The sequence below is a fragment of the Ornithinibacillus scapharcae TW25 genome (assembly GCF_000190475.1).
Classification (GTDB): domain Bacteria; phylum Bacillota; class Bacilli; order Bacillales; family Amphibacillaceae; genus Ornithinibacillus; species Ornithinibacillus scapharcae.
The window spans coordinates 134004-146276 of sequence record NZ_AEWH01000052.1 but is presented as its reverse complement, the minus strand read 5'-3'; the positions used below and the strand labels follow the sequence as shown (position 1 = coordinate 146276).

At 38.7% G+C, this 12273-nt stretch carries 7 protein-coding genes and 2 pseudogenes; 8 read left to right on the top strand and 1 reads right to left on the bottom strand.

Annotation, left to right across the window (positions count from 1 at the left end):
* The first annotated feature begins 98 nt into the window (after nt 1-98).
* The 7 genes and pseudogenes from desA (at nt 99) to G5W_RS0114660 (ending at nt 6354) form a co-directional block, all read left to right on the top strand.
* The gene (gene desA / locus G5W_RS0114690; RefSeq protein ID WP_010097825.1) at nt 99-1151 is read left to right on the top strand and encodes a Delta(5) desaturase DesA; all 1053 of its coding nucleotides are present in this window, start codon (nt 99-101) and stop codon (nt 1149-1151) included.
* Between the two features lie 181 nt (nt 1152-1332).
* Nucleotides 1333-2465 (top strand): annotated as a pseudogene (locus tag G5W_RS22365) (sensor histidine kinase).
* Entirely contained in the window at nt 2462-3064 is a 603-nt protein-coding gene (locus G5W_RS0114680) for a response regulator transcription factor (RefSeq protein WP_010097823.1), read from the top strand. The pseudogene G5W_RS22365 and the gene G5W_RS0114680 overlap by 4 nt, the downstream one beginning before the upstream one ends.
* An 87-nt stretch (nt 3065-3151) precedes the next feature.
* Entirely contained in the window at nt 3152-3907 is a 756-nt protein-coding gene (locus G5W_RS22895; protein WP_010097822.1) for a MerR family transcriptional regulator, read from the top strand.
* A gap of 6 nt (nt 3908-3913) precedes the next feature.
* Nucleotides 3914-4921, top strand: coding sequence for a C45 family autoproteolytic acyltransferase/hydrolase (locus tag G5W_RS0114670; RefSeq protein ID WP_010097821.1), 1008 nt, complete (start codon nt 3914-3916; stop codon nt 4919-4921).
* Nucleotides 4922-5005: 84 nt separating this feature from the next.
* On the top strand, nt 5006-5611 hold the full coding sequence (gene wrbA, locus G5W_RS0114665; protein WP_029191148.1) for an NAD(P)H:quinone oxidoreductase: 606 nt from the start codon (nt 5006-5008) through the stop codon (nt 5609-5611).
* A gap of 104 nt (nt 5612-5715) precedes the next feature.
* Nucleotides 5716-6354 (top strand): pentapeptide repeat-containing protein, encoded by a 639-nt coding sequence (locus G5W_RS0114660; protein ID WP_010097817.1) that lies wholly within the window; start codon nt 5716-5718, stop codon nt 6352-6354.
* A gap of 42 nt (nt 6355-6396) precedes the next feature.
* Here the strand turns inward: G5W_RS0114660 and G5W_RS0114655 are convergent, their stop codons facing one another.
* Nucleotides 6397-7413 carry an LLM class flavin-dependent oxidoreductase gene (locus G5W_RS0114655; protein WP_010097815.1) on the bottom strand — a complete coding sequence of 339 codons (1017 nt, stop codon included), beginning with the start codon at nt 7411-7413 and terminating at the stop codon, nt 6397-6399.
* 235 nt (nt 7414-7648) lie between these two features.
* On the opposite strand from G5W_RS0114655, the pseudogene gltB reads away from it, so the two are divergent.
* Nucleotides 7649-12261: pseudogene (gene gltB / locus G5W_RS22360) on the top strand (glutamate synthase large subunit).
* Nucleotides 12262-12273 lie beyond the last annotated feature (12 nt).

Sequence of the window (12273 nt, the reverse complement as noted above, 5' to 3'; positions counted from 1 at the left end):
ATGACATTTGTCATATTTAATAACTGACGTTTATGACTTATAAAACGCTATCAAAACGCCTAATATGAAAACAATAAGAACATATTAGGAGGAAAAATATGAGTAAGCAAAAGCAGGCGCAGTTACGAAAGAGTGTATTACCATTTGCACAATCTAACACAAAAGCAAGTGTCATTCAGATTTTGAATACACTTATCCCCTTCTTTCTTTTATGGTTTTTTGCATATCAGAGTTTAAGCATCTCGATATGGTTGACCATACCTCTAACTATACTTGCTGCGGGATTTGTCATTCGAACCTTTATCATTTTTCATGATTGCACACATATGTCCTTTTTCCAAAACAAAAAGGCAAACCGGATTATTGGAACGATTACTGGAATTATCACCCATTTTGCATTTGAGAAATGGAAGTGGAGCCACTCCATCCACCATGCGACTAGTAGTAATCTGGACAAACGTGGTACTGGTGATGTATGGGTTATGACAGTTGAAGAATATGCATCTGCTTCTTTTACGAAGAGACTTGGGTATCGTCTTTATCGAAACCCCATTGTAATGTTCGGCTTAGGTCCATTGTATTTATTTCTGATTTCCAATCGGTTTAATCGAAAAGGTGCAAAACGGAAGGAACGAATAAATACTTATATAATTAATATCTCGATTGTCCTAATCTATGCATTATTAATATGGGCTATTGGATGGCAGGCGTTCTTGATTATACAGCTTCCTATACTGTTTATAGCTGGTGCAGCAGGCATATGGTTGTTTTATGTCCAGCATCAGTTTGAAGATTCCTACTTTGAAAATGAAGAAGAATGGGACTATGTAAAAGCTGCTGTAGATGGCAGTTCCTACTATAAACTTCCAAAGATCATCGAATGGTTAACTGGGAGTATTGGCTATCACCATGTTCACCATTTAAGTCCAAGAGTTCCGAATTACAATTTAGAGAAAGCGCATGAGTCTACACCACCATTACAAAAAGCGACAACGATCACGTTAAAGACTAGCTTACAATCTATTCGATTCCGACTATATGATCAAGCCAGCAAGTCCTTTGTTAGCTTTAAGGAATATAAAGAGAGAATGAAAAACCTTGAGGTAAAGATGCATATGAGTCCACGAAGTGCTAGTGTACAAGAAAAATAAATGACCACAAAAATCCTTTCATTCTTCTAGAAAGGGTTTTTGTACGATATTAGGAAAGTAAAAAAACTCTTTTGTCTGTATAAGAATTCTTAATTTATTCCATATTGATGAGCGAAAACGTGTTTATGTAATACTTGCTATCTGATATACTCAGAGAAACATAGGAAGGAGGAGACACAAAATGCAGAAATGGTACCATATATTTTCCAGAAACACAGGTTTAAGTATTTATATATGGATTGTATTCTGTATTCTCCCCTTCTATTTTATTATCAGGTATTCCAGTCTTGCCGAGGTATTCATTGGAGTAGCTTTGATTGTACTATTTTTTACTACTTACCGGTTATCCTTCATCAAAAGAGGCTGGACTCTTTATGTGTCAGTAAGTATAGAGATTGCGATTAATATCGGAATGATATTGTACTTCGGCTATGTTTACTTTTCACTGTTTCTGGCTTTCTTTATAGGTAATATTCAAAATAAGGCAGGATTTATAACCCTCTATGTCGTACATCTTGTGACAACCATAACTTCCACGACTATTGGATTCTTTATCCAAAGTCAAATATTCTTTTCCCAACTACCTTTTATTATCATCAGTATTATCGGTGTCATACTTCTCCCGTTTACGATGTATAATCGTTTAAAACGTGAAAAGCTCGAACATCAGCTGGAAGATGCAAATAATCGAATTGCAGAATTGTTAGTGATGGAGGAAAGGCAGAGGATCGCACGTGATTTACATGACACATTAGGACAGAAATTATCTTTAATAGGTTTGAAAAGTGATTTAGCTGGTAAGTTATTACATAAACATCCTGAAAAGGTTCATAAAGAGATTCGAGACATCCACCAAACAGCAAGAACTGCACTAAAGGAAGTACGAGAAATGGTCACAGACATGCGAAGTGTAAGATTCGAAGACGAAATTATACATATACAGCAGATGCTAGAGGCAGCAGAAATATCATTACATCTGGAAGGTAGCACGGCATTAAAACGCACACCACTATTAGTCGAAAACGTGCTTAGTATGTGTTTGAAGGAAGCTGTAACCAATATTGTAAAACACAGTCAAGCGAGTGTCAGTAGGATCGCTATTCACCAATCGGAAAGCGAAGTTCGGATAGAAATACAAGATAATGGAGTTGGAATTAACGAAAGTGATAAGAAAAAGGAAATGGATTACGTGGCATGGAAGAGCGTTTAGACTTTGTTAATGGTAGCTTGGGGATCAACAATCAAAACGGTACTCTTCTTTCTATAAGGATTCCAAATGTGGTTCAACAACTATCAGAGGAGAGGTTGTCATGATTCGGATTGTTATTGCTGAGGATCAGCGACTATTACTAGGGGCATTAGGATCATTATTAGACTTGGAAGATGACTTAGAAGTAGTTGGAAAAGCCAAAAACGGTGATGAGGCAATACAGTTAGTAAAATTGCATCAACCAGATATATGTATTATGGATATAGAGATGCCGATAAAAAGCGGATTAGATGTAGCGGAGGAACTAAAGGACACAGACTGTAAGGTTATTATTTTAACCACCTTTGCAAGGGTAGGTTATTTTGAACGGGCCCGAGATGCGAATGTTGGGGGTTATCTATTAAAGGATAGTCCTAGTGAAGAACTAGCTAATTCTATTCGCATTATTATGGATGGTAGGAAAATCTATGCACCAGAATTGATTGATATTGCATATAGTAAACAGGAGAATCCGTTGTCCGAACGCGAAGAACAGGTTATTCGCTTAATTGCGGAAGGAAAGAATACAAAGGAAATAGCTAATCAGCTCTATCTCACAACAGGTACGGTACGGAATTATGTATCCATTATTCTAGATAAACTAGATGTGAGCAATCGAATTGAGGCAATATCACGGTTTAAGGAAAAAGGCTGGTTTAAATAAAAATCCTCACAGCTAAAAAAATAGCGTATAAAACGATTGACCTTCAAGTTACTTGAAGGTTTATTCTGTTTATAGGGAGGTAAAGTGATGATGATGTCGATCGATACATTTTCCAAAAAAACGGGATTATCCAAAAGTGCTCTACGATTTTATGAGGAAAAGGGTTTATTAATTCCAGGAAGAAATGAAGAAAATGGATATAGGCTATATTTGGAGGAACAAGTTGACCTTGCTCGCTTTATTAATAGCTTAAGACTAGCAAATGTCCCATTAACGGAGATAAAATCATATCTTTCTGCTAGCGAGGTAAAACAAAGAAAGATAAAACAAGGCTGGATTACTTCTCTAGAACAACAAAGAGATATACTGGACGTTCAGATCAAGTATATAAAAAGTTCTATAGAAGATGAGAGGATATTTCTAATGGAAATGAAAGAAGAAAGGGTCTTATGGGTATATGCAGAAGGAAAACAGGGTGGATTTTCTCAGTATTTCATAAAGGGGAAGGAAGAACTAGAAAAGCAGCAGATAAGCGTACAACATTTTTATTTGCAGTATGTATCAGGAAGAGAGACTGTTAAAGCGTGGATAGGCTTTGGGGTAGGACAGTTAGATGCTAACACCAACATAACATTTTTCGACAAAGAAGAAAGTATTCGTAAATCCTTGTGTGTTGCGACAGTATTTAGAGGTGATTTTTTTAAGATCGAGAAAGCTTATCAGCGACTTATCAACTATATGAGTGATAATCAATACATTCCAACTGGTCCTTTGCTGGAAAGGTATTCAGGGAATGAGCTGAATAGTGCAACGATTGTAATACCTGTTATGAAGTGGAGTTGATGTAAAGTGAGGAAAAAACTAAAAGTAAATATCGTTGAATTAGTTGGTGACAATATAACAATTGGAATCAAGTTAGGAAAGCGCATTCCATTTGATAAGCAGTTTCACTTACTTAGAAGTTTGGCTACTAACGTAGATGTAAATGAGGCAACATCTGTAATAAAGAGGTACTCCACTGGTTTATTGGATGAAATAAAAGGCGTTGCAACAGGATTAAATATGGATATGGAGACAGCTATAAAAATGTACAGTGGGTATCATCTAACTTTCCCTTCGATGGGCTGTACAGCATTTGCGGATAGCTATTATGTGCGTAATTATGACTTTTCTCCAGAATTATATGATGCTAGGGTGATTTTTTCTAAACCGACAGTTGGTTTTGCTAGTGTTGGCTTTGGTCAACAGGTTGTTGGAAGATTGGATGGAATGAATGAACATGGATTAGTGATTGGCTTACATCTAGTTAATCAAAATCACGCCCAAAAAGGTATAATCGGTACTTCTATCGTAAGGCTGGTGTTGGAACGTTGCCGAAACACAGAAGAAGCAATCCAATTAATAGCAGACATACCTCATAGTCACTGTTATAACTTTTCTCTATTGGATCGCGAGGGACATAGCTGTGTAATTGAAGCGACACCAGTAGAACAAGTAGTCATGAAGGAAAGCGAAGTTATGTGTACGAATCATTTTGAAACGGTAAGATTGACAGCGTATAACAGAAACGATATTGGTGGCTCACGTCAACGAAAAGCTCATCTTCAGAGTTTCCTATCACAGTCATACACCCCAGAAGAAGCCTTCAAGAAATTTAATCATGAGAACTCTCCACTTTTCTATAAAAATTATCATCAATACTTTGGAACGCTCTATACGGTAGTATATATACCAGATTCATTAGAAGTAATGGTTGGAATTGGGGGAAATGCTAAAGCAGTTAAGTTTCCTTTTAAAGATTGGCTAGAAGGATCGAAACTGGAAAGGCATACGATAATTGGTAGTATTGACTATTAGATAACATTTTCCTTTTGTGTTTATTTCCAGGTTATTTACAGATAATATGGGCGTAATAGCAAAAGCAGAACTTCGAAAAGGAGAATGACAATGGTAAAGCTTGCAGTAATCTATTACAGTTCTACAGGAATAAATTATCAGCTTGCAAAGTGGGCTGAAGAAGCAGGGAAAGATGCCGGTGCCGAGGTGAAAGTAGTAAAAGTTCCAGAGCTTGCACCTGAAGCAGCTATCTTTTCTAACCCGGCCTGGAAGGAACACTATGAGGCAACAAAGGATGTACCAGAAGCAACATCTGATGATATTGAATGGGCAGATGCAATCATCTTCAGTGTGCCAACTCGATTTGGGAATATCCCATCACAAATGAAGCAATTCCTTGATTTACAAGGTGGACTATGGGCTTCTGGTAAAACAGTAAATAAGGTAGTAAGTGCAATGACTTCTGCGCAAAATCCACATGGTGGTCAAGAAGCGACCATTCTTGCATTATATACTTCCATGATGCACTGGGGTGCAATCCTAGTTCCTCCAGGATACACAGATCCAGTATTATTTGGCGCAGGAGGTAACCCTTACGGAACAAGTGTGTCACAGGGGCAAGACGGTAAAATGGTAGAAGATGTTCAAGCTGCTGTCAAGCATCAGGCAAAAAGAACAGTTGAAATAGCTCAAAAGATTGCTGGTAGTTAAGAAAGAAACAGTCCTAGTGGTTCTAGGACTGTTTTTAGTAACTATACAAGCTATTGGTTAACATCTATACTTAAAGGAATAAAACAAGTTGGGGAGTAAAGTAGATGAAGCCATTTAAATTAGATAAGCCAAAGATTCCAGAAGATTTACCAGAAGAAGATTTTGAGCTAAATGACTCAGGCTATTATCATTCCTGTACATTTAGAGATTGCGTGATTACGAAGAATGATATGAATAGGCTCGCATTTGACCAGGTAATATTGGAGCGAGTAACTTTTGAAGGAAGTGACTTTACCAACGTCGAATTCACTGATTGTGTCATGGATCGTTGTGATTTTTCGAATGTAGACTTTACCAATTCTAGTATTCACCGAGTGGAATTTAAACGATCTAAGTTAACTGGTATTATGATGCCAGAGTCTTCTTTGGGGAATGTTCTATTTGATAATTGTCAGGTTAGTTTAAGTTCTTTCAGCTATTCGAAATTAAAGCAAGTCAGATTTTCCGAATGTATGATGAAAAATAGTGATTTCTATGAATGTAAGTTTCAGAAGGTAGATTTCGACACATGCGATATTGATGAATCTAATTTTGCTAATACGAAATTAGAAGGAGTAGACTTGACGACGTGTAAGTTTGATAAATTGCAGGCATCGTTAGAAAGTATGCAAGGATGTATAGTTTCTCCACAACAGGCACTCGGATTTGCAAGGTTACTCGGTTTAGTGATTAAAGATGAATAAAGAGTTAACACACAGCAGATATGTCTGCTGTGTGCAACGTCATCAATCCATCAACTCAGCCACTATTTCAAATGATCGTAAGCGGTCCACTTGATGGAATATTTGTGAGCCGATGATAAGCTCATCAGCTTGTGTTTCCTCAATAAAACTTGTTAGTCCTTGTTTGACAGTTTCCCGGTCTCCGACGATGGTTGTCTTCGAATCTAGAGTCTCGTTTACCGCTGCAATCTCCATAGGAGAATATAGTTCCTTCAGATTATCAACAGGCGGTTGTAGTTTCCCTGGGCTACCTCGGCGTAAGCTTAGGAATTGCTGCTGCTGAGATGTTGCTATGAATTTCGCCTTCTCATTTGTATCTGCTGCAATGACATTAATGCCCAACATGACATATGGTTTATCCAATACTTCAGATGGTTTAAAGTTATCGCGATATAGTTTCAATGCCTGGAAGAGATAGGCAGGTGCAAAATGACTTGCGAATGAGAATGGTAATCCTTTTTGTGCTGCTAATTGAGCACTAAAGCCACTTGATCCTAATAACCAAATTGGCACCCTAGCACCTTGTCCAGGAATGGCTTTAACTCGAGAGACGGGTTCGTCCGAGAAGTAATCTTGTAGCTCCGTAACTTGCATTGGAAAATCCTCTACACTCATGTTCAAAGTTCTTCTAAGGGCATAAGCAGTTGCCTGATCACTACCAGGTGCTCTCCCTAAGCCAAGATCAATTCTTCCCGGATATAATGCTTCTAGGGTTCCGAATTGCTCAGCTATTACTAATGTTGCGTGATTTGGGAGCATCACCCCACCCGCCCCTACGCGAATATGATTCGTTGCGCCTGCAATATGACCAATGACAACAGAGGTTGCACTACTGGCAATTCCCGGCATGTTGTGGTGTTCCGCTAACCAGTAACGGTTGAATCCCCATTTTTCCACATGTTGTGCCAATTCTACACTGTTTTTAAAAGACTCACTCGCATTACTCCCTTCCGTTATTGGTGCGAGGTCTAGAACAGAAAGAGGTATATGTTGAAATTTTTTCGCTGGATTGGTAATCAAATTAGTTCACTCCTTCAAGTACTTCTTAGTAAGCAATGATAATTATTTTGATGATCATAGTCCAATATTTCGCTTAAAAAAGAATTTTTGTCAGGAAATGTTACCGTTTACATCTATTGATATAAAAGGATTTGTATAATTATAGATTTCTGAATATTGTGTATTAACTGTAATTTTGTTATAATACTTAATACCGTTATTTAGTTAAAGGTGACAATTGGAAAGGAGCTAATATATGTCAAGAAGCGAATACCCTGTAGAACAGGGGTTATACAGTCCAGAATTTGAGCATGAAGCCTGTGGTATCGGGATGATTGCCAATATAAATGGGAAAAAAACACATAATATAGTTCATAATGCCATTACAATGCTTTGTAATCTAGAGCATAGAGGCGGACAATCAGCAGATACGAGTACTGGTGACGGGGCAGGAATACTTACGCAAATACCGGATCGATTTTTCCAAAAGCAGTGTATGAAAGAGGGATTTTCTTTACCGCAGGAAGGTGATTATGCTGTTGCCATGATCTTTCTTCCGAATGATTTAGATAAAAGGATGGAATGCAAAAGCATCATTGAATCAATCGTGGAAGAGGAAGGGCAGACATTTCTCGGGTGGCGGCCAGTACCACTTAATGATTCCTTCATCGGGAGAGTTGCTTCAGAAAGTAAACCAACCATCCGACAAGGTTTTATTGGAAAATCAAAGGACCTTAACGACCCCTTGAGTTTTGAACGCAAACTATTTATTATTCGTAAAAGAATTGAGAACGTAATAAATCAACACTCCACATATCATGATACTTACATATGTAGCTTATCTTCACGAACTATCGTTTATAAAGGAATGCTAATACCAGAGCAATTAGGTTCCTTCTACATTGATTTAAACCACCCTGAATTTAAATCCGCATTAGCTTTAGTGCATTCGCGTTTTAGTACGAATACATTTCCGAGCTGGAAGCGAGCGCATCCAAACCGGTATACCATTCATAATGGAGAGTTTAATACCATTCGTGGAAATGTTAATTGGATGCATGCACGTGAAAAACTATGTCGTTCGGATTTTTTTGATGAAAAGGAACTGGAAAAAATCTTGCCAGTTAATGATGCGGATGGAAGTGACTCCTCCATTTTTGACAATACTTTTGAATTTTTACATCTATCCGGTTTTTCCTTAGCTCATACAGCTATGATGATGATTCCGGAGCCCTGGTCAAATAATCCTAATTTATCAGATGAAAGAAGAGATTTTTATGAATATCATAGTACTCTAATGGAGCCATGGGATGGACCAAGTGCACTGGTTTACACAGATGGTGTACAAATTGGTGCCTGTCTGGATCGAAATGGTTTGAGACCAGCGAGATATTATGTAACCAAAAGTGGCATGATCGTTCTTGGCTCAGAAGTTGGTGCATTAGATATATTTGCTGATGATATCTTGTTTAAAAGTCGGCTCGAGCCAGGTAAGATGCTATTGGTAGACATAGGGAAAGGAATTATTATTCCTGATGAAACTATCAAAATGCAGATAGCAACGCAGAAACCTTATAAAGAGTGGTTAATGGAGTTAAAGGATATTCACGATATTCCAGATTCGCCAAATCAATCCCCTTCTTTTCAAGGCGAGAAATTACTAAAACAACAAATTGCATTTGGATATTCTCAAGAGGAACTAGACAAGATTTTAATACCACTAGTAACAGAAAGGAAAGACCCTATCGGTTCGATGGGGTATGATGCACCGCTAGCCGTTCTATCCCAAAAACCTAGACTACTATTTGATTATTTTAAGCAATTATTTGCTCAAGTTACAAATCCTCCAATCGATGCTATTCGAGAAAAAATAGTTACGATGGCAACGACTAGTATTGGTCCTAAGGGCAATCTAGTCTCAGCAGGTCCAGAAAGCTGTAAAAGGATTCGATTGCATACCCCAATACTAACGAATAGAGAGTTAGAAAAGCTCCGTAAAAATAGAGTTCACGGATATCGCTCTGCCACTATTTCTATCCTATTTGGTTTGAATACAGGTTTAGATTTAGAGCAAGTATTGCAGGAAATATTTGCTCAGGCTGATAAACATATCCGAGAAGGTGTAACATTTTTGATTTTATCTGACCGCGGTGTCTCCAAAACGAAAGGAGCCATTCCCTCTTTGCTTGCAGTAAGTGGATTACATCATTACTTAATGCGACAAGGTGTACGAACAAAGGTTAGTATCCTTTTAGAATCAGGGGAGCCAAGAGAAGTTCATCATTTTGCGACACTGCTTGGATATGGAGCAGAAGGAATTAACCCCTATCTAGCAATCGATACATTTGATTCCTTGGCAGAAAAGGGGCAACTTGGTGCGCTGACGGTAGAACAGGCAATTACGAATTATATTCATACCGTTACAGATGGAATCGTGAAGGTGATTTCTAAAATGGGGATCTCTACCATCCAGAGTTACCAAGGTGCACAGATATTTGAAGCGGTAGGGATTTCCAATAAGGTGATTGGTTCATACTTTACTGGTACAGCCTCTCGCATTGGAGGGATAGGCTTAGATATTATCCAACAAGAAGTTATCATGAGACATCAGAGAGCTTTTAAGGAATATCGTGATAGTGATTTATCTTTAGAAGTAGGTGACGATTTTCAGTACCGCTCGAATGGCGAGGATCACCAATATAATCCGAAAACGATATACATGCTTCAACATGCCGTACGGTCTGGCGATTATCAGTTGTTTAAAACGTATACGAAGTTAATTACAGATGAGAAGGAAAACCTACAATCACTGCGAGGATTATTAAAATTTAAAAAGCGAAATCCAATTCCAATTGATGAAGTGGAATCCGTAGAATCCATTTGTCGCCGCTTTAAAACTGGAGCTATGTCTTTCGGAGCCATTAGTAAAGAAGCACATGAATCATTGGCTATTGCGATGAACCGAATCGGCGGAAAAAGTAATTCTGGTGAGGGTGGCGAATCTGCTGTGCGTTATCAACCAGATTCAAATGGCGACTTGCGAAGAAGTGCTGTTAAGCAGGTTGCCTCAGGTAGATTCGGTGTTACGAGTCATTACTTAGTGAATGCAGAGGAGATACAAATTAAAGTAGCACAAGGGGCCAAGCCTGGAGAAGGAGGGCATTTGCCAGGCAATAAGGTATATCCATGGGTAGCGGAAGTAAGAGGTTCCACCCCTGGTGTTGAGTTAATATCACCACCACCGCATCATGATATATATTCCATTGAAGATTTAGCGGAATTAATCTTTAATTTAAAAAACGCAAATCCTAATGCGAGAATTAGTGTGAAATTAGTTTCAGCAGTTGGCGTAGGAACGATAGCTGCCGGTGTTGTTAAGGGACGCGCAGACCATGTTCTAATCAGTGGATATGATGGAGGGACAGGAGCTGCACCTTATACCAGTCTTAAACATGCCGGTTTACCGTGGGAGATTGGGTTAGCCGAAACACATCAAACCTTATTGTTAAACGGTTTAAGAGATAGGGTTGCTATTGAGGCAGATGGAAAAATGATGACCGGAAGAGATGTGGTCATAGCTGCTTTGCTTGGTGCGGAAGAGTTTGGCTTTTCAACTGCCCCACTTGTAGCATTAGGATGTGTCATGATGCGAGTTTGTCATTTGGATACTTGTCCTGTTGGTATCGCTACTCAAAATCCAGCGTTACGGAAGAGATTCGCTGGGAAACCAGAACATGTTGTGAACTTTATGCGTTTTATTGCAAGGCAAACGCGAGAAATAATGGCGGAACTTGGCTTTCGTACTATTAATGAAATGGTAGGTCGAACTGATGTCTTAGAACCTAACCAAAAATTAATCACTGGAAGGCAAAGAATATAGATCTATCTGCTTTATTATATCAACCAGTGAACGGGAAAAGAGCAAAATATCAACAAACGAAACAGAATCATGGTATCGAAAAGACACTGGACTTTCAGGAGATAATTCCAAGTTGTACAAAAGCTCTTGAGGGGTTAGGCAGTGTTAGTTTTACTACTGCTATCCGCAATATCCACCGATCCACAGGGACACTTCTGGGAAGTTTGGTGACGGAGAAGTTTGGTGAGAAAGGATTACCGGATGATTATATCCAGCTGACTTTTAGTGGGTCAGCAGGGCAGAGTTTTGGAGCATATGTACCAAGGGGCATTACGTTACGATTAATTGGTGATGCAAATGATTTTGTCGGTAAGGGTTTATCAGGAGGGAAGGTAATTGTTCAACCAGATCCGATTGTTACATTCCAACCTGAGAAGAATGTCATTATCGGAAATGTAGCATTCTATGGGGCAACATCAGGAGAAGCATTTATCCGAGGAATTGCAGGCGAACGGTTTTGTGTACGGAACAGCGGTGCAAATGTCGTAGTAGAGGGTGTTGGTGACCATGCCTGTGAATATATGACCGGCGGAAGAGTTGTTGTTTTAGGACCAACTGGTAAAAACTTTGCTGCAGGGATGTCTGGTGGAGTGGCATATGTACTGGATGTCGATGGATCCTTCTTAGATAAGGTCAACCATGAAATGGTTCATGCTCAAGGATTGCAAGACTTATCAGAAGTAGACGAACTATATGAGTTACTAGAGAAGCATGTTCGGTATACCAATAGTATTTATGCAGAACGTATTTTAACTTATTGGGAAAATACTGTAAGCAAATTTGTCCGTGTCATTCCTAGAAACTATGCAACGATTCAAGGGAGATTGAAAGAGTTGCTAGGAAATGGAGTAAATAAGGACGAAGCAGAGATGCAAGCCTTTCAAGAAATGCATCAAGGGCTGCTGAAGAAAAAGGAAAGAGAAAAACAGGGTGTCAAAATAGATTTATAGAAAAGAAGGGAG